This is a genomic window from Actinopolymorpha sp. B11F2, assembly GCF_040195635.1.
GTDB lineage: Bacteria > Actinomycetota > Actinomycetes > Propionibacteriales > Actinopolymorphaceae > Thermasporomyces.
The window spans coordinates 12,829-35,037 of the sequence record NZ_JBEFTX010000018.1; the positions used below are offsets into that span (position 1 = coordinate 12,829).

The 22,209-nt window shown below is 68.1% G+C and carries 15 protein-coding genes; 5 read left to right on the top strand and 10 right to left on the bottom strand.

Features of this window, described 5'->3' with window-relative positions:
- Positions 1 to 37 precede the first annotated feature (37 nt).
- The gene (locus tag ABN034_RS26775; RefSeq protein ID WP_349693744.1) at positions 38 to 1,255 is read right to left on the bottom strand and encodes a Gfo/Idh/MocA family protein; all 1,218 of its coding nucleotides are present in this window, start codon (positions 1,253 to 1,255) and stop codon (positions 38 to 40) included.
- Positions 1,256 to 1,680: 425 nt separating this feature from the next.
- On the opposite strand from ABN034_RS26775, the gene ABN034_RS26780 reads away from it, so the two are divergent.
- Positions 1,681 to 2,301, top strand: a complete 621-nt coding sequence (locus tag ABN034_RS26780; protein WP_349693745.1) for a dihydrofolate reductase family protein — start codon at positions 1,681 to 1,683, stop codon at positions 2,299 to 2,301.
- An 82-nt stretch (positions 2,302 to 2,383) separates the two neighbouring features.
- On the opposite strand, the gene ABN034_RS26785 is transcribed toward ABN034_RS26780, so the two are convergent.
- The 4 genes from ABN034_RS26785 to ABN034_RS26800 all read right to left on the bottom strand — a co-directional run bounded on the left by ABN034_RS26785 (position 2,384) and on the right by ABN034_RS26800 (position 8,325).
- The gene (locus ABN034_RS26785; protein ID WP_349693746.1) at positions 2,384 to 2,770 is read right to left on the bottom strand and encodes a hypothetical protein; all 387 of its coding nucleotides are present in this window, start codon (positions 2,768 to 2,770) and stop codon (positions 2,384 to 2,386) included.
- Positions 2,771 to 3,192: 422 nt separating this feature from the next.
- A complete protein-coding gene (locus ABN034_RS26790) occupies positions 3,193 to 3,579 on the bottom strand; it encodes a hypothetical protein (protein ID WP_349693747.1) in 387 nt (128 codons plus the stop codon).
- Between the two features lie 434 nt (positions 3,580 to 4,013).
- On the bottom strand, positions 4,014 to 5,288 hold the full coding sequence (locus tag ABN034_RS26795; protein ID WP_349693748.1) for a hypothetical protein: 1,275 nt from the start codon (positions 5,286 to 5,288) through the stop codon (positions 4,014 to 4,016).
- Between the two features lie 745 nt (positions 5,289 to 6,033).
- Positions 6,034 to 8,325 (bottom strand): hypothetical protein, encoded by a 2,292-nt coding sequence (locus ABN034_RS26800; protein WP_349693749.1) that lies wholly within the window; start codon positions 8,323 to 8,325, stop codon positions 6,034 to 6,036.
- A 322-nt stretch (positions 8,326 to 8,647) separates the two neighbouring features.
- Between ABN034_RS26800 and ABN034_RS26805 the strand changes: the two genes are divergently transcribed.
- Positions 8,648 to 9,334: a DUF899 domain-containing protein gene (locus ABN034_RS26805; protein ID WP_349693750.1), complete on the top strand. Its 687-nt coding sequence runs from the start codon at positions 8,648 to 8,650 to the stop codon at positions 9,332 to 9,334.
- A gap of 14 nt (positions 9,335 to 9,348) precedes the next feature.
- Here the strand turns inward: ABN034_RS26805 and ABN034_RS26810 are convergent, their stop codons facing one another.
- A complete protein-coding gene (locus ABN034_RS26810) occupies positions 9,349 to 9,786 on the bottom strand; it encodes an SRPBCC family protein (RefSeq protein ID WP_349693751.1) in 438 nt (145 codons plus the stop codon).
- Between the two features lie 204 nt (positions 9,787 to 9,990).
- On the opposite strand from ABN034_RS26810, the gene ABN034_RS26815 reads away from it, so the two are divergent.
- Together ABN034_RS26815 and ABN034_RS26820 are read left to right on the top strand one after the other, a co-directional pair.
- Positions 9,991 to 10,566: a TlpA family protein disulfide reductase gene (locus ABN034_RS26815; RefSeq protein WP_349693752.1), complete on the top strand. Its 576-nt coding sequence runs from the start codon at positions 9,991 to 9,993 to the stop codon at positions 10,564 to 10,566.
- A gap of 15 nt (positions 10,567 to 10,581) precedes the next feature.
- On the top strand, positions 10,582 to 11,487 hold the full coding sequence (locus ABN034_RS26820) for a cytochrome c biogenesis CcdA family protein (RefSeq protein WP_349693753.1): 906 nt from the start codon (positions 10,582 to 10,584) through the stop codon (positions 11,485 to 11,487).
- A gap of 26 nt (positions 11,488 to 11,513) precedes the next feature.
- On the opposite strand, the gene ABN034_RS26825 is transcribed toward ABN034_RS26820, so the two are convergent.
- From ABN034_RS26825 to ABN034_RS26835, 3 genes are read right to left on the bottom strand one after another with little or no spacing between them, the layout of a single operon-like run.
- The gene (locus tag ABN034_RS26825) at positions 11,514 to 13,334 is read right to left on the bottom strand and encodes an ABC transporter ATP-binding protein (protein ID WP_349693754.1); all 1,821 of its coding nucleotides are present in this window, start codon (positions 13,332 to 13,334) and stop codon (positions 11,514 to 11,516) included.
- Positions 13,334 to 15,178, bottom strand: a complete 1,845-nt coding sequence (locus ABN034_RS26830; RefSeq protein ID WP_349693755.1) for an ATP-binding cassette domain-containing protein — start codon at positions 15,176 to 15,178, stop codon at positions 13,334 to 13,336. The genes ABN034_RS26825 and ABN034_RS26830 overlap by 1 nt, the downstream gene beginning before the upstream one ends.
- Positions 15,179 to 15,207: 29 nt before the next feature.
- On the bottom strand, positions 15,208 to 18,906 hold the full coding sequence (locus ABN034_RS26835; protein WP_349693756.1) for an ABC transporter ATP-binding protein: 3,699 nt from the start codon (positions 18,904 to 18,906) through the stop codon (positions 15,208 to 15,210).
- Between the two features lie 463 nt (positions 18,907 to 19,369).
- On the opposite strand from ABN034_RS26835, the gene ABN034_RS26840 reads away from it, so the two are divergent.
- Positions 19,370 to 20,170: a VldE C-terminal domain-containing protein gene (locus tag ABN034_RS26840; protein WP_349693757.1), complete on the top strand. Its 801-nt coding sequence runs from the start codon at positions 19,370 to 19,372 to the stop codon at positions 20,168 to 20,170.
- Positions 20,171 to 20,539: 369 nt separating this feature from the next.
- Here ABN034_RS26840 and ABN034_RS26845 read toward each other — a convergent pair whose 3' ends face one another.
- Positions 20,540 to 21,961, bottom strand: coding sequence for a metallophosphoesterase family protein (locus ABN034_RS26845; RefSeq protein ID WP_349693758.1), 1,422 nt, complete (start codon positions 21,959 to 21,961; stop codon positions 20,540 to 20,542).
- Positions 21,962 to 22,209: the final 248 nt, after the last annotated feature.

Sequence of the window (22,209 nt, forward strand, 5' to 3'; positions counted from 1 at the left end):
GGGCAATACCCCGGCTCGCGTCCGGCGGCTGCCAGGTTCACCAGGCAGGATTCTCCGGGCCGTCCCCGAAGTCCGGGATCGGCAACCGGGCACCACCCTGGCGGGCCGACTCGAACGCGATCACACCCGGCAGCGTGAACCGGGCCGCCTTCCAGGCGTTCACCGGCGGCTGCGTCTTGGTTGTCACCGCCCGGACGAAATCGTCGGCCAGGAAGTGGTGGGAGCCCTCGTGCCCGTTGTGCGCGCCCTCGAACTCCTTGGGCAGCCGGCTGCGGTCCTGCACCTTGGCGGTGCCGGAGGCGAAGCTCTGCATCAGTGCCGGGTCGACGTCGCCGAATCCCTCCGGCATCTGACGTTCGCGGGTGTAGAAGAGATCGCTGATGTCGAGGGTGTCGCCCTTGCGGTAGTCCTCACCCTCGGTCTTGATGCTCCAGGTGGCGCCGTGACCGGTCTGCTCCATCACCGAATCGGTGCCGTAGAACCGGAACCTGGACTCATGCCCCTGCCAGTAGCCGACCCGGCGGAACTCGTTGGTGCGCATCGCGCCGCCGTCGGCGAGATGAAACAGCCCGCTCATGTTGGAGAAGTCGTTGCCCCACAGCGACACGTCCTTGTCGAAGACGCCGTCTCCGCGATCGTCGACGATGCCGATGCAGCTGACGCTGGTGGCGTAGGTCGGCAGCGCGCCGAGGACGCCTCCGATCGCGTGCGTCGGGTAGAGCATGGGCGGGTAGCTGGCGGTCTTCTTCCAGTCCTCGCCGCCGCTGTACTTGTAGGCGGCGTAGAAGCCGTTGTCCATGTCGTGGACGTAGTCGCCCTCGGCGTAGAACACCCGTCCGAACGCGCCCTCGGCGACCTTGTCGCGGGCCCAGACCACGGCCGGGTTGTAGTAGCTGGTCTCGCCCATCATGTAGATCAGCCCGGTCTCGGTGACCTTGTCGACGATCGCCTTGATCTCCTCGACGGTGATCGCCATCGGCACCGCGGAGTAGACGTTCTTTCCGGCCTCCAGGGCCTGCAGCACCAGCGAGCCGTGCGTCCAGCGCTGGGTCATCACCGCCACCGAGTCCACGTCGGAGGCCAGCATTTCCTCGGCGTCGGCGAACGTGCCGGCCAGGTCGTACTTCTCCTGGTGCTCCTTGGCCCGTTCGGGAACGAGGTCACAGGCGTAGACCGCCTCGACGTCGGGATGCATCTGCCACAACGAGATGAAACTGCGGGCGAACTGCCCGGTACCGATGACGCCGATCTTCATGTAGATCATCCTTGCCGCTGGTCTTGGTCGTGTACGAGCGGGGATCGCCCTGCCGGGTTCACACCCACGTGAGGGCGCCGAGACAGGCTACGGGCCGCCGCAGTCCCGGACCACTCCCGGACCGAAGCAGGACACCGGGCTGACTCGCCTGGTCCCATGGCCGGCTCCCCGACGTCGGCCGGACCGCGCCACCGGTAGGCGACACCTTGGTGAAGTTGAACTCGCTCGCGACTCGCTGCCGGGAGATCGCGACTAGCCCTTCGGCGTCCGCGATCCGGACGCGAAATGTCGGCTTGCCGGACCGACTAACTGTGTCTACGATACACAGTGTCTGGCAGACGCAGTGTTGGCCACGTCGCGTTGGATGCTTTGACAGGAAGCTCACCGGGAAGGCGACGGCGGGTCGCCACGAGGAGGACAGTGCAATGACCACACGTATGGGCAAGGTGATCGCCGAGATCACGATCTCGGCCGACGGGTACGTGGCCGGGCCCAACCAGAGCGAGGAACGCCCGTTCGGTGAGGACGGCGGCGACGGCTGGGGCGACAAGCTGCACGCCTGGATGTTCGACGGCTCCGAGGAGAACCCGGCCGAGGTCGAGCAGCCGACAGCGCCTGGGGCGTTCGTGATTGGCCGCAACATGTTCGGCCCCGTGCGTGGCGAGTGGGACCGGCAGTGGAACGGCTGGTGGGGCGACGATCCGCCGTTCCACGCCCCGGTCTTCGTGCTCACCCATCACGCGCGCGATCCGCAGCCGATGGACGGCGGAACCACGTACTACTTCGTCACCGACGGAATCGAGTCGGCACTGGCACAGGCACGCGCGGCGGCCGGCGACGGCGATGTCTCTCTCCAGGGAGGCGCGGCCACCATCAACCAGTACCTCGCCGCCGGCCTGGTCGACGAGCTACGGCTGCACATTGCGCCACTCACGCTCGGCGCCGGCGCGCGGCTGTTCGAGGGTGTCCCGCCGCTGAAACTCGAGCAGGTGGAATCGCGAGTAGCGAAGACGGTGACGCACGTGACCTACCGCGTGCTGTCCTGAGCAGGACGGCGGTGTGCGCGACTACCGCGCACCCCAGCTTGTGACGTCCGGACAGATGCCCGCCCCTTGCGGCGCTGGGCGGTCAGCTCGCTGGTGTGCAGTCGAGGGTGTGAGGCGAGAGTGTGGCGACCAGGCGTAGCTCACCGATGACTGTGGAGGCGTCGTTGTCGACGTTCGCGCCGGCCCACTGGACAGCCTGCCTGCGCAGTCTCTCGTCTCGTGCGAGCACGATGCCGGCCAGTTCGGTGAACAGTTCCTTGCAGGTCGGGTTGCCCGGTCCGTAGGCACACATCAGGTCTGCCTCTCGTACACGATTCTCGGAGTCGTAGGCAATGGTGACCTCGAGCTCGCTCGCGGTATTACCTCGAGGACTGCACTCCGCGCGTCTGGGTGATCGACTGTTGATGCGGGAGTGGAACTCGCAGGTCCATTCCTTCTGGGCAAGCCAGTCCCTGGCAATTGCCGACACCGTCGCTCCGCGAATGTAGCGTTGCGTCCCATGCGGAAAGTGGGCATCGACGGTTGGCGGGTCGGTCGGACCCTTCGGACCGGTACCTGCGAAAACCCCGATCGCAGCCCCTGTTCCCCCGGCCACGAGCACCATGAACACGAGCGCAACCACCATCGCCGGTCGCCGGCGCCGCCGCGGGAAGCCTTGTGCGGGCGGGTACGAACGATGCGGCTGCGGGCTGGGCGACAGCGGAGGCTGCATTCCCCATTGCGGCTGATATTCCCACGTCCGCGGTGGCGGCTCCCGCGGTGGCTGCGGCGCCCATTGCGGCTCGTGCCGCCCTGCGAGCTGCGGTGGCGGTGGCGGCGGCTCCCGATGCGGTGGCCGTGCCGGCGTCGTGCGGTGTGGTCGCGGCCGCCACTGCGGGGAGGCTGGCGTGGTCATCGTCGAATCACCGCGTCCACGTCGAGGTCGACGATGTTCCCTGCTGTGGCATCGATCTCGTACCTGTAACCTCCGACGTCGGCCACTGCCGTGGCGCGGGACTTTACCTGCCGGTGTAGCCACGTGTTGATCTGTGCTTCGAACTCCGGCTCATGTGCATAGGGGAGGTGGGCTGACCACTCCAGGTAGGAGATGGCCGCCTTGCCGGGCTGGGTCGTTTCGCTGCTGGGCGCACCGTCGATCACCGTGCTGACTTGTGCCGAGTACGTGTGGATCTGACCGCCGACCATCTCCAGGGTGAAGGCGTACTGCGTGAGGCCGATCTGCAGCACGCAGTTTCGGTTGTCGGCGGACGTCGTGCACGTGTGGCCCTGCGCCTTCAACGTGCCGATGACACTCGCGGCGTCGAGTTCCGGTATGCAGGCCTTGGCAGAACCGACACAGTGTGTGGGCCCGAACTGAGGTGTCAGCCTGCTCGCGGCGACGTACCCACCAATCCCGCCCGCGGTGAAGGCGAACAGGCCAGCCAGGATGGTGGTGGCGACGATGCGGCCCGTTCGGCGGCGGAGCGGTCGACGGGCGGGGACAGCATCAGGTACGACGCGCGCAACGGATGGATGCGGCCACTGCCCGCCCGGCCCCGGCCACTGGCCCTGAAGCGGCTGCCACTGACCTCCGTACGGCCCAGGGCGTCCGTACGGCCCAGGGTGTCCGTACGGCCCCGAATCTCCGTGCGACGCTGGCTGCCCGTGCGGCAGGCCATGTCCGTCCGATCCAGGGTGTCCGCGTTGGCTGGTGTGGGCCCGCGGGGTTTCCGTCATATCGCCCCCCTACGAACGAAGTCGGCCCACTGCTGGAGGAACGCAGGTCCTCTGATGCCCATCAACTGCTGGCAGATTCGGTCGAAGGCAGGTTCGTCGACCAACGGTGCGTCCGCAGGCTCGCTGTGCGCGATCAGGCTGGCGTAGAACTCGACCACGGCCTCCCGCCCTTTCATCTGCTCGACGTAGACGAAGACCGAGGCGCCGATGTCATAGCTGAAGACGACGTCCTCTGAGAAGAAGTCCTCCAGGCGCGGTGGCTTTCCGGAGAACTTTCCGGCGGCTACCGCGACCCGTACGACGTAGCGCAGATAGTCCATCCGGCTTGGATTGTCGACGGTCTCCACCCATCGGGCGAAGCCCTCCATCGCCCACCGAGGCGCGGACACCACCAGGTTGCCGGAACTGCCTGCGACACTTGTCGCCCGGGCGGAAACCGCGTGTGCCAACTCGTGCCGCATCACCAGTTCCGGATCGTCGTTCCACGCCTCCGCGACTCGAAGGTTGACCACGATCCGCGAGCCCGCGTATTGGCCGCTGTAGACCTGCCCGTTCCGCCGTACGCCCTGTAACGGAATCTCGACGCCCTCGAGCGCGGAGCTGAAGCCGGCGAACGAGCCGAGGCCGAACCACTTCTTCATGTTCTTGGTGTTCCGCGTGAAGAACAGCAGATGGCCGGGAAACCTGATCCGATCTCCCCACAGGGCCTCAACGTCATGGAGGTGGGCCTTCGCCACGGAAGCGTAGCGGTCGAGATCGGTGACGCTCGAATCGCCGGCGAGCCAGACCTTCCCCGCTCGAATCACCTGCAGGCGGGTGAAGTTCCACGGCGCATTTGCCTTCGGACCATGGGCTATCTGTTCCGCATCCGTGGTCACGCCGTCGATCTCTGTGATGAACAGCTTGTCGTACCGCGGGACCAGTGTGTACTGGAACGTCTCCGCGGGTGCGACCCCACCAGGTCCGGCGTCGGTGGTGAGCTGGGTGATCTGCAGGACCGGGACGAAACGTATGAGCGCACCGTCCTGCACATGGGTGGTCTGCTCCGTCACGTAGTCGAACCTGGTGAACTCGAACTGCCGCAGGTTGGCGAAGAGCAACTTCTGGCTCCTGACAAGCCGGTCGTTCCGTTCGTCAAGGTCGGCCAGGAACGTCCTCTCGTCATCGTTTCGGAGAGCCTTCACCCGACGGTCGAGGATCTCCCGAAACTCCCGAACCACGGGATCGCCGCCGACCTCGCGGCTGATCGTCCGGATGGTCGGCCGCGGCACCTGGCCACACCCGGCAACCAGCAGACCAGCCGACAACACCGCCCGCCTCGACAACCCCGACCGGTTCGAGCCCGATCCGGTGTCCAGCTCACACGGCGCCCTCACACGCCACCACCGCCTCAGCCGAAACGGTGGATCCGGCACCGGCGATCGGCACGCGGTCGCGCAGCCCGTCGGAGAACCTACGACGGTAGAGGCTGCGACACGTCGTCGGCTTCAAGCACACTGCAGTTTCGACAGGCCGGCACCGAGCAGACATGGAAGACTCCCCACCCCAATGATGACGATTCCCCCGTCAGCTCAAACTGGGCGTATTTCTACACCACGCCCGACGGCCCTGCGCCGGAACCTCGCAGATCCGCCCCTTCGACGACCTTCGGTCTCTTCCGGACAGCTACGCAGGGCCGCTGCTTTTGCCGCTTTTGCCCAAATCCCTCCGCCACATTTGAACATCGAGGACTGGAGCGAACCGATAAGAAAGGGCCAGAAAGTCCCTACCTCTGTCCTTTTCCATTCAAATCGGACATTTCTTAAAGGAATAGAGGACTCAACGTGAGATCACGTCGGGTGTGGGGCCGCCTTGCTGGCGGTCGCGGGCCTGACGGGGGGATTGGTTGCTGCCGGAACGACCGGTGGCGTACCGGGAATCGCGTGGGGTGACCTCTGTTCCGGTGTCGGCCTGTCGGGATCGACGTACTACACCAAAGGCACTGCGCCCGTCGGCCACCCGCCCACCCCCCGGCTCTCAGGACGTCGCTGCGACGAGCCCGTACGCCCGGATCGTGGTCATGCTGAAGACATACGACCGGTCGGTGACCGTCTTGGCCCGGACCGAGACGAATCCGTTCGGCTTGTTCGGGTGGTTCACGATGCCGTGCCAGCCGAGGGTGGAGTCCCGGGTGGTCGGCACGTCCTTCCACGTCTTCCCGTCGTCGAACGACACCGACAGGGCGACCGTCTGTGGCGTTCCCGTTTCCCGGGGCGGGTCGACGGTGAGGTCGAGCCGGAACGGCTTATCGGCAGGCGCCCGGCCGTACACGTCGAACGCGCCGGAGACCCGGATGTTCAGGAGCCTCATCGGGTGGACAACGTTCGGCGTGTGGCACTGGTACTTCCAGAACGCGTGCACGCTGGTGGCGTACTTCGACCAGGTAGGTGTGTGCCGCGCCAGGAGGTCGAGGGTGTACCACGCCGACGGCAGGGCCTGCGGACCGGTCTCTAGCAGGAACGGAGCGTCAACCGTGTCGGCGGGCACCCCGGTGCCCTTCAGCGTGGCTCCGCCGGTGATTCCGGTCGTGTCCCACCAGATGATCCGGTTGTTGTCGACCGACGGCGAGAACGGTTCGAAGGTGATGTTCATCGTCTGGTCGCCTTTGCGCTCGCCGCTGGCCTCGGGCCGGTAGGCGGCCGGACTCCACGGCTGCTCGACGCTCTCCCCAGCGGGCAGGAGCACCGGCGTACGGAGCTCCGAGTACCTCAGGGCCAGGGGACTCGGCCCGACGTCCAGGGACGCCGACCACGGCAGTGGCTCCGAACCGAACGTGGGGCTGGTGAAGTGCACCTGCTTGGACGGCAGCCTGGTGTCGTAGAAGCCGCCGAGCCCGACCTGTACGTCACCCGGCAGCTGGGACTCGCGGAAGTACACGCCGTCGAGGTCGAGGCCGGTGCCGGGGGAATAGAAGGTGGACCTGATCTTGGCGAGGTCGGCGTTGCGGATCTGGTAGGACGTGGTCGCGGGGATCCGCTGCGGTGCGCCGACGAGCAGGTCGTACATGCCCCAACTGGTGCTCAGCGACTGGAACATCGCGAAGTTGTACGCCCGGTCGGTCACCTCGGACGTGGTGCTCGCGAAAGCGCGGAAGTTCGTACCTGCCGGGATGGTGACCAGCGTGGTCCACGGCCGCCCGGCGAAGAGCTCGACGGTCCCGAACGTCGTGACGATCGGCTTCGGGCTCGGCGCCTGGATCCTCGCGGTGACCTCGTGCGCGTTCCGGGCGTCGAGGGTCATCGTGAGGTTGCCGTTCACCGTGAAGTTGGGGCGTGCCAGGTCGGTGTAGCTCGTCGGCTTGAATCCGTGTGCGGTCACGATGATCTCGCCGAAGCTGTACCTGCCGGGGGGCACCTGGGCGCCCACGCCGGTCTTTCGGGGCTCCAGGTTGTAGATGTCCTCGGTGTCGAGGTTGAGGACCACCGGCTGGGTGATGAAGCCCTCGTCGAGGCTGGTGAGCAGATGCCCGTTGCGGTCGATGATCCGCAGCAGGACGCTGTACGTCGCCGCCTGGGGACCGGCTGCCGTTCGGGCGTGCGGGTGCGCCCCGCTGCCACGCGCCGGTGCACCGGCGTCCGTGGTCGCGCCAGATGGCTGGGTCGCCGGGCGGACTGCCGACGGTCGGAGGCGCAGGGACAGATTCTCGACACCGGCCGTGAGCGCTCCGCCGACAGGGCGGGGCGTACCCACCTCGGCCGGCTTCGGTCCGGTGAGCCAACGCCAGAACGCCGCCGCATCCTTCTTGCGGACAGCGAGCGGCGTCGAGTTCCCCGTGGTCTCCTGCCCCGCCAGGGTGGCTCCGTCGGCGTGACCCGCCACCGCGCCCCGGCCGGGTGCGTGTCGGGCGGCGACCGGGAGCACCTTCGTCGACGCGTCGTCGTAGCCGGCGGCGATCAAGCCCGCGACGTCGAACAGGCGCGGGTCAAGCCGCCCCGACCGCAGCAGCGGCCGCGCGTCGGAGGGGACGACCTCGATCGCGGTGCCCTGGTAGCGGATGCTGTACGGCCGCGCCACGCGGCCCGGCAGCGGCGTGGGGACCACAGTCCGCGACCCGTCAGCCTGGGTGGTGATCCGTACCCGGTCGCCGGTGACAAGGGTGACCATCGAGACTGTGGGCCTGCCGGATGCGGCACCGGCGACCTCGTGGGTTCCTGTGGTGTGGTGGGACGAAGCGACGGGGTCGGCGGCGGCGCCGGAGACGCCGGAGACGCCGGCGACGACGAGCGTGCCTGCGAGACCCGCCAGCAACGTCATCCAGGGGCGAGCCATGGTCATCCTCGTTTCGTGAGGTCGCCCCCAGCAGCCCGGGACCGTTCCGGCGGAACGTCGGGCAGAGCGGGGCAACTCGCAACAGTCCCCCACCACATGCCAGAAGCTCCGCAAATCGAAACCTCGTCCGCGGATTAGAGTCCTCTTGTGGCGGCCCTTTCCTCGGCTGGTCCGCCGGCCCCACTGGTGCAGTCCGAGCGAGGCCGACTCCAGGCGTCGAGCACACCTTTTGCCCTGGCACCGATGAGTTCCGCGACCGGGCACGGTCTCTCTACCTGTGAGCCACCTTCCGTGGACACTGATGATCATTTCGAGGAGCCTCATGACTGCCAACGCACTGCCGCAGATCGTCGACGCCGACACCTGGCAACACCAACTCGATGCACTGCGTGACCGGGAGAAGGCCGCGACCCGGGAGCTCGACGCGATCGCCGCGCAACGTCGCCGAATGCCGATGGTCAAGATGCCCGACTACACCCTCGAGGGCGAGCAGGGACCGGTCCGGCTCGTGGACATCTTCGACGGTAGGTCACAGCTGATCGTCTACAACCACATGTGGTTCCCCGGCGAGCAGTGGCAGTGCGGCGGCTGCACCGGGTACACCTCACAGTTCACCCGGCTCGAGTTCCTGGACAACTACGACGCCCGGTTCGTCATCGTCACGCAGGGTCCGATCAACGAGGCACTCGCCTACAAACGACGAGTCGGGAACACGATGACGTGGTACTCCACGGCGAACAGTCCCTTCGGCACTGACGTCGGCGCGCCGCCCGGCGGCGGATTCGCCGTCAACGTGTTCCTGCGCGACGGCGACACCGTTTATCGCACCTGGCACACCAACGGCCGTGGCACCGAGCAGCTCAGCCACAGCTTCCCACTGATCGACATCCTGCCGTACGGCCGGCAGGAGGAGTGGCAGGACTCCCCCGAAGGCTGGCCGCAGTCATCCACCTACAGCCGATGGGCCACCTCCCAGGACATCGCCGCGTTCTACGGTCCCAGTACCTGAGCGGAGCTGCCGTTCTATGACGACTCCAGGATCTGTTTGAGCGTGGCCAGGTCCTTCTGGTTGGCGCGCCGGATCGCCGCCGCCATCATCGGTGCGGCGACCTTGGCGAACCCGGCCGGCTCACCGCGGTTCCGCAACGTCATAAGGGTGGAGGCGGCGCCCGCGGAGTGCCAGGTGTAGGTGGTCTCCATCGGGAACGGTCCCTGCGCGGTACGCATGACCAGCCGGTCCGGGCCGTAGTCGACGACTTCGTAGGTGTAGGCGAGCGTTCGGCCGAGGAACCGGGCCACGAAATCCATCCGCGAGCCCACACCAACCGGCGGTGGCGTCTGCCAGCGCACCGAGTTGATGTTGGCGTACCACGCGGGTGCGTGGGACGGGTCGCCGGCGTAGGCGGCGACCTGCTCACACGGGCGCTCGATCACGATCTCGGTGGTGACATCGACAGGCATGCCACCATCATCGCCCACCAGGAGTCCCTTCATCGGGCAGCAGGTACGAGACAGCGGTGGACGCGGCAGCCTGCCCTCGAACGGTGAGCACGGTTACAGTGCGGAAGTCAGCGGGCATGCCAGGTTGTCACGGGCCGTGGAGGAACTGCCAGGTCGATGCATGTCGCTCTCGACAGGGCTTGGGCCAGTTCATGGAGGTTAGTGATGCGCACCCGGGCAGCTCTGCTCGTCCTCGTCGTTGTCGGCGCAGTCGTCACCGCCTGCGGAACCCAGAGCCCGCGCGTCGACGCCGCGCCCACCCGGTCGACGGCCACGCCGACCGCCGCCGGCGCCGACGCGAAGGCCAGGTCGGGGACCGAAGCGACACCGGCGCAGGCGTCAGCCACGCTGGGATTCACCGCGCACACATTGGACGGTGACACGTTCGACGGGCGGAGCCTGGCGGGTAGGCCGACGGTGCTGTGGTTCTGGGCTCCGTGGTGCCCGACCTGCGTGGGGCAGGCACCCACCGTCACGAAGCTTGCCGAGGCCTACGACGGGAAGGTCAATGTCGTCGGGGTCGCCGGGCTGGACCAGGCGGCGGCGATGGAGGAGTTCGTGACCCGTACAGGTGTCCAGGGGATGAGGCACCTGTCCGACGAGAAGGGCGCCGTGTGGAAGCGGTTCGGCGTCACTGCGCAGTCGACCTTCGTCCTCCTCGACGCAGACGGCGAGGTCGCCTTCAAGGGCTACCTCGAACCGTCCGACCTCGCCTCCCGCGTCGACGCACTCACCGGCTGACCCCACAGGCCTGACATGACGGAGCTGCCCCTCGCCGTTGCCGTGGCGGCCGGCATGCTGGCCGCGGTGAATCCGTGCGGGTTCGCGCTGTTGCCGGCCTACCTGTCGCTGCTGGTGCTCGGTCACCACCCAGCGGGACGAGGGCCGGCGGTCGTCCGGGCGCTCGGACTGACGGCCGCGATGTCGGTGGGCTTCGTCGCGGTGTTCGGTGCGTTCGGACTCGCGGTCGCCCCGGTCGCGGGAGGCGTCCAGGCTCACCTGCCGTGGTTCACCATCGTGCTCGGTCTGCTGGTCGCCGCGGCCGGTGGCTGGCTGCTGGCCGGCCGGGACCTCCCGGCGCCCAGATTGAGGCGGGGTGCGGCGGTGACCGGAAGCGTCCGGTCGATGGTGACCTTCGGCGCCGCGTACGCGGTGGCCTCGCTCGGTTGCACGATCGGTCCGTTCCTGGCGATCGTCGTGACCAGCTTCCGCGCCGGATCCACCGCCGACGGGTTCGCGCTGTTCGCCGCGTACGCGGCCGGTATGGGGCTGGTCGTGGGTGTGGCCGCGGTCGCCGTTGCCCTCGCCCAGACATCACTCCTCGGCCGGATCCGCCGCGTGGGCCGGCTGGTGCCCCGCCTCGGCGGAGCGCTGCTCCTGACGGCAGGGCTCTACGTCGCCTACTACGGCTGGTACGAGGTACGCACCTATCGCGGCGTCCCAGCGGCCGATCCCCTCATCGATGCCGCCGGTTACGTCCAGCACCGGCTGGCCGCGGGCGTGGAGCGACTCGGCGCTCCAGCGTTTGTCATGATCCTCATCGCCGTGCTCGCCGGCGTCCTGGCCGCCCGGACACTCCTACGCGTCCGGCCCCGACGAGACCGACAGGTGGCGTCAGGCGACCCCCGCCCCGTTCCCGACACACCCGCCCACCGAGACTGACGCCGAAGGCACAGCTCGGTGTCGTTCTATTGGTAGGCGCTGGCTTGGAGCGCGAAGAGCTCGGCGTAAGGCCCTCCGGTGGCCATGAGTTCGTCGTGGCTGCCGGACTCGGTGAGTTCGCCGTTGTCGAAAACGAGGATGAGGTCCGCCATCCGTACGGTGGAGAGCCGGTGTGACACCAGGAGGGTGATGCCGCCCGAGGCGCGGGTGGCAGCGGATGCGGCGTTGAACCGGTCCAGAAGGGCGTGTTCGGATTCGGGGTCGAGCGCGGCCGCGGGTTCGTCGAGCAGCACCAGCAATGGACGTTCGCGCAGGAAGGCACGGGCGAGTGCAAGTCGTTGCCACTGGCCGCCGGAGAGGTCGGTGCCGCCGAACCGTCCGCCCAGCCGAGTGTCCAGACCGTCGGGGAGCTGGTCGATCACGGCACGGGCGTCGCCGGCGTCGATGGCCACGTCATAGCCAGCATCGTCATCCGTACGAACATGCGGTGCCGTTGGTGGACCTGGGTGGTCGGGCCGGTCCAGTCGAGTGGGTTCGCCGAGCCCGATGGCTTCGCGGGCTGTGTATTCGTACCGTACGAAGTCCTGGAATCCGGCCGAGATCCGGTGGCGCCACGCCTGGTGGTCGATCGTGCGGAGGTCGGTGCCGTCGACGAGGATGGTGCCGCCCGTGGGGTCGTAGAGCCGGGCCAGCAGTTTCACCACGGTGGTCTTCCCTGCGCCGTTGTCCCCGACAAGGGCGACGGTGCTGCCCGCTGGGAGATGCACGTTGAGTTCGCGTAGCACCGGGTGGGCCGTTCCCGGATAGGCGAAGGACACGTTCTGGAGCTCGATTCCGCTCCGCAGAGCGGTGGGGGGCTCGTCGGATCCGGCCCACGCGGCCTGCTCGTCGCCGTACCGCCGCAGCCATTGGATGTGTCCGGCGACGTCCAGCAGGCCGATGAACACCCGTACGGAGTCGGAGAGTCGTTGTGCGGCCTGGTCGGTCTGCGGTGCGAGGAGCAGCACCATCACCACGTCTCCGGGCGTCGCGCGTCCTGCCCGTGCGAGCCACAGGACGAACACGATCGCGCCACCGTAGGCGAGGCCGAAGAGTACGCGAGCGGCGATCTCCAGCAGCTTGCCCTGCCGGATGGCCTGCCAACGCGGGCCGTTCTGCGAGCGGAACTGCTCCGCGATCTTGTCGGTGAGCAGTCCACGCAACCCGAACGCGCGTACTTCCAGGCCGTGCCCGGGGTGGCTGACGATATCCAACAAGCTGGCCTGGCGCCGGTTGTACTCCATGGTCGCGGTGATCGCATGCCGAAACTGCCTGGCGCCGTGGGCCGTCGCCCACAGTCGCAGGAGACCCAGCAGGGGCAGCGTCAACAGCAGCGGGTGGATGCCCGCGAGCAGGACGAGCACGGTGACGATACTGACCAGGACCGCCAACCCGCTGCCGATGGTGCCCGCGGTCCCTTTCAGGCGGCGGAACTCATCCCGAGCGGCACCCAACCGGTCGGCGATCTCGGGCTGCTCGTGGTGGGCGATCCCGGGCGGTGTGGTGGCCAGGTCCAGCAGTTCGCGCTGTAACCCGATCTCGATCCCGTCCTCGAGCCGATGCCGTACGGCATCGGAAAGGACCAGACCACCGAACGCGACCGCGAGTGCTCCGAACAGGATTGCCGCGCCCACCGTTACCGAGCCGTGCCCGGAAACGGCGTTCACCACCCGGGCCACGCCGTAGGCCTGCGACGGCCCCGAGACGGCCATCGCCACCACGAGCAGCAACTCGGTCGCAGCCAACAGCGGAGACGCCGCGACCGTGAGGCGCACCAGGACCACCAGCGAGCCCCACCGCTCACGCATCACAGCTCGCCTCCCACGTACCGCGCCGCCTGCAGCGTGAACATCGCCGCGTAACGACCGCCCGCGTCCAGCAGCTCGTCGTGTGTTCCGTGCTCGCCGATCACGCCCGCTTCCAGAACGCAGATCCGGTCGGCGTTACGCACCACCGAGAACCGGTGCGAGATCAGGAGCGAGGTCACGCCGGTGGCGAGCCTGAGGTAGCGGTCCACCAGCTCCGCCTCGGACCGGACATCCAGGGCCGCCGCGGGCTCGTCGAGCACCAGCATCCCGGCGCCGTCGTTCACCGCGTACAGGGCGCGCGCCAGCGCCAGCCGCTGCCACTGCCCGCCCGACAGCTCCCCGCCATCGGTGACCGAACGGTCCAGCATCGTGTCCCAACCCCGCGGCAGGTTCGCCACTGCACCGTCGGCTCCCGCGGTCGCCGCCACCGCGGCCAACTGCTTCCGGGCCGCTGCTTCGGCGAAGGTCACGTTCTCCGCCGCGGTCAGCGGCAACCGCAGGAACTCCTGGGTGACCGGCGCCAGCCGGCGCTGCCATGCCGCCAGCTCGTGATCATCCAGCTCGGCCAGATCCACCCCGTCCACGGTGACCCGCCCTGCGGTCGGCTGGTACGCGCCCGCCAACAGATGCACCAACGTCGACTTGCCCGCGCCGTTCAACCCCACCAGCCCGATCGCCTCGCCGGCGCCGATCCGCAGATCCAGTCCGCGCAGCACATCGACGTCAGAGCCCGGGTACCGGAACCACACGTCCTCCAACCGCACCTCCGGTGGACCCGACGGCGGGCGCGGCGGGTCCACCACGGCAGGCCCGGACACCCGCGCTGCCGGCGCTCCCTCGGTTCCGCCGGCTCGGTACGTGCCCTCCCGCACCGCCAACGCCGTCCCCGGCAGCCGGTACAGCGCCCGCAACGCCGACGTCGCCCGCTCCATCGAAGCGGCACCGGCGCCGTTGGCCGACATCGCAAGCCGCAACAACGCGGTCAGCACGGTCGCGACCTCGGTAAACCCCAGCGACCCCGCGTTCACATCCCGCACCAGCACCCAGACAGCGACCGCCAACGCACCAAGGTGAGCCGCATACACCGCCATGGTCCGCAGCGTCGCCGTCCGGCGGACTCGCCACAGTGGCACCATCCCGGCCCGCCAGTCACGCACAAACCGGTCCATCAGCCAGGGCGCGAAACCGAACACCCGCAGCTCCTTGGCCGCCGTCCCCATCCCCAGCTCGTACGCATAGTCGGCTTCCCGACCGGACCGGGTCCCCCCGCGCCACGTCAACTCCTCCGAGGCCGACATCCGCGCCGACCACCACTCGACCAAGCCAGTGGTCGACAACAGCAGAACGGCGACCGGCCACGAGAACAACGCCCCCACAACCACGGCCGCACCGATCGCCAGCAGCCGCGAACGAACAAGCTCCGCCAGCGCGATCAACCCCACCCAGACCGCACGGTTCCCGATTCCCCGAGCCCGCCGAGACTCATCCGCCACCACCGTCGACTCCAGGTGGCCGATCCTCGGGGACGCCGTCATCGTCGCCGAGATCGCTCGATTGATGACGAGATCAGCGTCGTACGTCAGTCGCGTCGTCACCATGCTCGACACCACGGTCAGCACACCGTCGACCGTGAACACGAAGACCAACGCGACCACCAACAGCGCGAAGGCCGTCGGCGACGAACCACCCGGACCACCGGCCACGAACGCCGGAGTCGCACCCACGACCTGACCGATCAGCACGGTCACGGCGAGACTGGTCAGCGCGCTCAGGATCGCCAACGCCAGCAACCCCCCACCAGCCCGTGGGGTCACCGCTATCGAGAAACGCAGCAGCGCGAACATCGATCTCCCCTCACCGGCTCACCAGGCGACTAAGGGAGATGGGCCGGATAGTCGCTGCCGGTGAAGCTGCGCCAGAGTCTGGCGTAGGTGCCGTCCGCGGCGACCAGGTCGTCGTGCGTCCCTTGCTCGACGACCGCGCCGCGGTCGATGACGACGATCCGGTCGGCTCGCTGCGCGGTCGTGAGACGGTGGGCGATGACCATCGTGGTCGGTGTGGTGGCCAGCTGGGCCATGCCGTTGTTGACGGCGGCCTCGCTCGCCAGGTCCAGTGCCGCGGTGGCCTCGTCGAGCAACAGGATGTCGGGTTCGACGAGCCGGGCCCGAGCGAGGGCGAGCAGTTGCCGCTGGCCCGCCGACAGTCCGCCGCCGCCCTCGCCGACAGGGTGGAGGTAGCCGTAGCGCAGGGCGCAGATCATCTCGTGGGCGCCGACGGCCCGGGCCGCGGCCTCGACGTCTGCATCGGAGGCGTCCGGTCGGGCGTAGGAGATCGCGTCTCGTACCGTGCCCGAGAAGAGGTACGTCTCCTGCGGTACGACGCCGAGCCGCCGGCGGTACGACGGCAGGTCCAGCTGGGTGAGGTCGTTCCCGTCGACGCGGACGCTTCCCGCCGTCGGGTCGTAGAACCGGGCGACCAGCTTCATCAGCGTCGACTTGCCGGCGCCGGTCTCCCCCACCAGGGCGACCGTCTCGCCCGGGGCGATCCGCAGCGTCACGTCGCGTACGGCATCGTCGGCACCTCCGTAGCCGAACCGCACGTTCTCGAGGGACACCTCGCCAGCGAGACTGTCTGGCGCGCGGGCGTGCGCAGCCGAGGGCGTGGAGACCGGTGTGTCGAGGACCTCGGCCACCCGGCGCAGACCAACCCGGGCCCGCTGGTAGCTGTCGAAGATCCCCGACATCTGCTGGACCGGAGCGAACAGCATGGTGGCGTAGAGCATGACCGCGGCCATGCCGCCCACCGTGAGTGTGCCCCCAGCGATCCGGTGGGCGCCGACCCCGAGCACGAGCGCGGTGGTGAACTCCACCACCGCCCACCCGAACGCCAGCAGGAGCGCGATGCACATCTGGGCCCGCAGCTGCGCTGCGCGGTAGTCCGAGGCGACCGTACCGAACCGTTCGATGGTGACCTCTTCGCGGCCGTAGCACTGCGCCACGCGGATTCCGGCGACGTTCTCCTGGAAGGTCGCGTTGAGCTCGCCGAGGCGTCGCCGCGCGGTCTCGTACTCCCGCCGCGAGTACCTGCGGTAGAGCAGCGCCGCCGCCGCGAGCGGCAGGCACATCGCCGCCACGGCCGCGGTGAGACCCACGTCGATGGTGGCCATGACGACCAGCACCCCCACGAACGTCATCACGGCGACCACCGCCTGACCCAGGCCGGTCTGGATGAACGTCTTGACCGCCTCGATGTCGCTCGTCATCCGGGTCATGAGCTGACCTGCGCGCTCGCGTTCGTAGAAGTCCATACCGAGCCGCTGCAGCTGGGCGTACAGCTTGACGCGAAGCCACAGCAGCACCCGCTCACCCGTACGTCCTGTCAGCCGCTCCTGCCCGGTCCGGACGATCCAGTCGGCGACCACGACGCCAAGGGCCACACCGGACAGCAGGAAGACAACGTGCACCTGGCCCGGGGTGACACCGCGGTCGATGACGGCACGCGTCAGCCACGGAATGGCGAGCTGCGCAGCGGTGTCCAGGGCCAGAAGGACCAGCGAGACCGCAAGGGCCGCGGCGAACGGCCTGAGCAGCCGTCGCAGGCGTAGGTCCTGGTCGAGCCGCCGACACTCCTCCAGGTCGAGGTCCGGCGAGGCGGCCGACGGCGGCGGCGGGAGGGCGGCGACCCGGGCCGCCTGGTCGGCGGGGAGCGCCGCGCCGTCGAACAGCCCCTCGGTCTCGGCGGGCGGTGGGGTGGACCACGGGTCGACGGACTCGCGGGCGGCGTCGTCCTCGCGTCCGCCGATCTCCTCGTCGTCGCGTCCGCCGATCTCCTCGTCGTGTCCCGACAGCAGCAGGCGGTACCGCGGGCATCGGGCCAGCAGCTCGGCGTGAGTCCCCACGTCGACGACCTCGCCGTGGTGCAGGACCGCGATCCGGTCCGCGAGCTGCAGGGTGCTGTGCCGGTGGGCGATGAGCAGGGTCGTACGTCCCCGCATCACCCGTCGCAGCGTGGCGTGGATATCGGCCTCGACCCCCGCGTCGACGGCCGACGTGGCGTCGTCGAGCACCAGCAGCCGCGGGTCGGTCAGGAGCGCGCGGGCCAGGGCGATGCGCTGCCGCTGGCCGCCGGAGAGGGTGAGACCCCGCTCCCCCACCACCGTGTCATAGCCGTCGGCGAGGCCGTTGACGAAGCCGTCCACCTCCGCCGCACGCGCGGCCGCGCGGACCTCGGCGTCGGTCGCGTCGGGCCGGCCGAACGCGATGTTCGCGCGGACGGTGTCGGAGAACAGGAAGCTCTCCTCCAGCACGGTGCCCATCCGCGCGCGCAGCGACCCGATCGTGAGCGCGCGGATGTCGCGACCGTCGAGGCTGACCGCGCCACCCTGTGGGTCGTAGAGGCGGGCGAGCAGCAGGGCGACGGTCGACTTCCCGGACCCGGTGCCTCCCACCAGGGCAAGTGACTCACCCGGCTCCACCCGCAACGACACGCCCCTGAGGACAGGGTGGTCGGGGTCGTATCCGAACGTCACGTCGTCGAGTTCGACCGGCACCGCGCCCTGCGGCGCTATATCGGCATCGGGCGCGTCGGTGATCGTGGGCCTTGCGTCGATGATCTCCAGGACCCGGACGACCGCCGCCCTGGTGGTGTTCCACTGGGCGAACTGCCCGACGAACGTCCGTACAGGCGCCACCATCAGCGCGAGGTAGCTCGCGAACGCGAGGAACGTCCCGAGCGTGATGTCGCCGCGCAGGGTGAGCCAGCCTCCGAGCGCGAGCACGCCCACCTGCCCCACCGCGGGAATCGCGGTCAGCGCCGGTACATACGTACTCGTGAACCGTGTCCGCCTGATCCCCGACCTGAACTGCGCACTCGCCGCTGCCTCCAGCTTCGCGAGCTCCTGCCCCTCCTGGCCGAACCCTTTCACGACCCGCACACCCGTCACCGCCGCCTCGACCACGGCTGCCACCCGGCCGGACTGGTGCGAGTAGTCCCACGACGACGGGAACAGCACGGCGTTGCCGCGGCGGGCCACCAGGTACAGCACCGGCAGCATCACCAGCGCCACGAGCGACAGTGTCGGGGCGAGCACGAGCATGATGACGAGGGCCATCACGAACCACACGAGGTTGGTGACCAGCTGTTGCGCGGTCTCGATCGACCGCTCGATCATCGCCACGTCCGACGTGCTGCGGCTCACGACCTGGCCCGTCCGCAGCCGGTCCTGCTGGTGCCCGTCCAGCCTTTGCAGGGACGCGAAGAGGTCGGTACGCAGCGCGTAGCCGACCCGGTTGGCGAGCTGGCTCGCGTAGTAGCGGCGCAGCATGCTCAGCCCGAAGCGGGCGACGCCGGCCGCGACCAACAGGATCAGCCACGGGGCGAGCGGAGAGCGGTGGGCCAGGATCACCTCGTCGACGACCTGGCGGACGACGAGCGGCGTGAACGCGGGAATGACGGTCCCGCCGATACCGCCGAGCAGAGACAGGAAGATCGTCGTCGGATGGGCTCGGCAGTACGCCCACAACCGCCGCCACCACTGGCCCCCCACCTCCGCACCCACTCTCTGCCGGCACACGCGGCGAGGATGCAGCCCATCGAACTCTGAGCGCCTTAGTCAAGGCGGAACGACCGCAGCTGGTCAGGTCCAGGTTCGCTCCGCGATGACACGCGCCCCCATCAAGGCAACGGCGGCCTGGCCCGACTCGGCTGGCCAGCGGCCCGGCCTCCGTGGCACTCACCGCTGTTTGGTCTGACACGCCATTTGCGTACGTCGAAACGGGCTACGCTCGATGCGCCTTCGAACAGGCGTAGACCGAAACGGTGCAATGCCGAAATCCCGGCTGCCTTCCGCGTTCATGCAATCCGATTGGCCTTCGGCGACCAGACGTCGGTATGCCGTCCGCCGGGCAGTCCGCGTGCCCAAACATGCCTTCGGCCGGCAGCCCTACTCCCAGCCAATGCGGTGAGCTGGAGGCATGGATCAGGCAGGCGCGAGAGAAGGACGTCCTTTGCGGCCGGCTCGCCGGAGCATCATGGCGGTGGCGGTCTCCGGAGCACTGGCAGGGTCGTGGTTCCGGCCGGCAGCAGCGGCGGCGAGCCCGGCAGCAGCACAGGTGCAGGGACCGCCGTCGTCGCGGGTCGCGATCCGCGTCATGCCGCAACGCCCGTCGTATCCCCCCTTCATCGATGCGTATGCACCGTACGACGGAGGCACGACCTGCGACCTTACGGACAAGCGCGGTCCGATAGACCTCAGGAACATCATCTTCGACACGTATGGCAGCCGGGCATGGAGCATCACGCACCCCTGCTCGTCAAGGGTCAACGAGCACAAGGAAGGTCGCGCCCTGGACGTCTTGTTCGACGCGGCGATGGTCGGGAGTCGGCAGGCCGCGAACGACTTCCTGTACTGGTTGCTACGCACCGACGAGTACGGCAACCGCCATGCCTTCGCGCGTCGATTCGGGATCATGTACATCATCTGGAACCGCAAGATGTGGCGCTCCTACCGCCCGGACGAGGGCTGGTTGCCCTACACCGGAAGCAATCCGCACACCGACCACATCCATTTCAGCTTCAGTTGGGACGGCGCCCTCAGGCGTACGACCTGGTGGACAGTCATAACGGAACTATCCGAGGAGGATTTCGTGGCCGGCATTCCCGCACAACTCGTTCGCATATCCGGACAGAACGCCGTGTACGCCGTCACCCTTCAGGGTGCGGTACACGTCAAGAATCCCACCCACCTGAGGTTCCTCCAGGCGCAGGGCTGGGTGACGACCGACGTGCAGAACATCACCGCCGCTGAGCTCGCCGGGCTTCTCGAGCGCGAGATGTGAGCGCCTGCGCGCCTGCCCTCCACCCGACGTCATCCACGACCGGGACGGGAACAACCGCGACGACCTCCCGCTGAGCCGGTGGCGCTGGTGAGCGCGCGTGTCCTACTCGGTCGGGAACGCTTCGTCTGCTCCGAGCCGCTCTCGGTATCCGGCGACCATGAGGCCGGGTCGGCCGAGGGACTGACCGTCGGACTGACGGTTGTGCGGTTGGCCCACTCGCCGATCAACCGGTCCAATTCGCCCCACCACCGTACGATTCCGCTCATCGTAGTCGAGTCACCAATACCTTCGTGCTCGGTGCGTGAGCCGTCCGGTGACCTGCCACTGGTGGGGTCCAGGCGTACTTCCTGGTCGAGGCAAGCGACGCCATCAGGTGCAGGCGAACTGCGTGGTCGTTCCGGTGCTGAGGACGCAGTCCTTGCCTTGCTGGGTGCCGGCGCTGTCGTGGTAGGTCAGGTGCCAGCGGCCACCCACGTCGCGCAACAGTGCGTAGCCGTGGCTGTCGTGGGAGATCGACTGGTTGACCTGCTGCCCATCGACGGTCTTTCCCTGCACCAGGGCGTCGACTGGCGGTGTGTCGAGCTTGGTCCCTGAGGATCCCACTGTCACCTGCGCGGGACGTGTGCTGTTGGTGAAGTCGAGCATCTGGTACAGATGCTCATGCCCGGACAGCACGAGACGAACGTTGTCCGCCAACGCCTTGCCGCTGGTCTGTCCAACCGCGCTCTGCAGGGTCCGGTTCGTCGACTCTACGAGCGTGGATGAAGCCGCCTTGACCAGCCACAGCGGCTTGTGGGAGATCAGGAAGTAGTCGTCTTTCGGGTTGTTTCGCGCCAGCGCGTTCACATGGTCGAAGAAGCGCGCGTATTCGCGAGCCTGGGTCTGGTTCACCCCGATATCGGTGGCCAGGGAGGAGTCGAACAGGATGAAGTGGAGCGATCCCGCGTCGATCTGCACCGGTTCGGTGTGGGCGTCGGCGAGAGAAGAGGTAAAAGAAGTGAAGCATTCGTCGTTGCTCTGCAGGTCGGTCGCGAGGTAGCGGAACCACTCCGCACCCCGGCCGACACCAGCGGAGCAGAGCTCGTGGTTACCCCGCGCGAACAGGACTGGCGCCTGCCCCAACAGGGCCTCAGCTGGTCTGAGGAAGTCCTTGACCAGGCACCCGAAGTCGTCGTCCTGTCCACGCAGGTTGCATCCGGTGCTGCGGTCATTCGCCAGCTCGGGATGGAAGCGGTACACGTAGTCGCCAACGTGCACGACCAGGTCCGGGCGTGAAAGCGCTGCCGCGTTCGTGGATATGCCCTGGAAGTGCCAGTCCTTGCTGCAGTTCTGGTTGTCACTCAGGTTGGTCGACTCGGTGTCGCACCCGGTGTCACCGATCACCGCGACGCTTCGAGGGCGGCCGGAGGCCGACCATCTCGGCAGCGGAAGTTGGAGGTTTGCCGGGTGAATGGTTGCCGCGTTGGTCGTCGTGTGCTGCAGTACCGCATCGCGTGCGCCTTCGGGCACCGGCAACCTGCAGACAGTGGTCGGGAACTGTGCGGGGGTCGTCCCTCCGCGCCCGCTCACGAAGATCATCGGGTGGGGTGCTCTGTTGCCCTGAGCGTCGGTGTAGTTCACGGTCGGGCAGCTGCCGGCAGGTGCCTCGGTGGTGGCGAACCGGATCACCGTCCCATGTGCGGTGAGTTGGGTCCATGCCCATGCCTCGCCGTTCTTTCCCACCTGGGGCTGGATCGCTCCCGGTGCTTCGGGCACCAGCGGTGTCGGTCCGGCGGACTCTGCACCGGACATTGTGGAGTCCGCCGGTGGTGTGAATGGGGGTGTGCCGTCTGACGGTTGCACCGACGTGGCTGTGCGGCGGGTCGCCGTCTGCGCCATTTCCGCTTGGCCTGTTGGCATGCTGGCGACCAGCAAACCGATGACAGGGACAAGCATTCTCCACCTACGTGACATCGTGTGACATCCCCACCTGAGTCGCAACAGTGGGACGGTTGGCCGCCGTCCTCCCAGAGACTTCATCGCCCCATGCGCGACAGGTG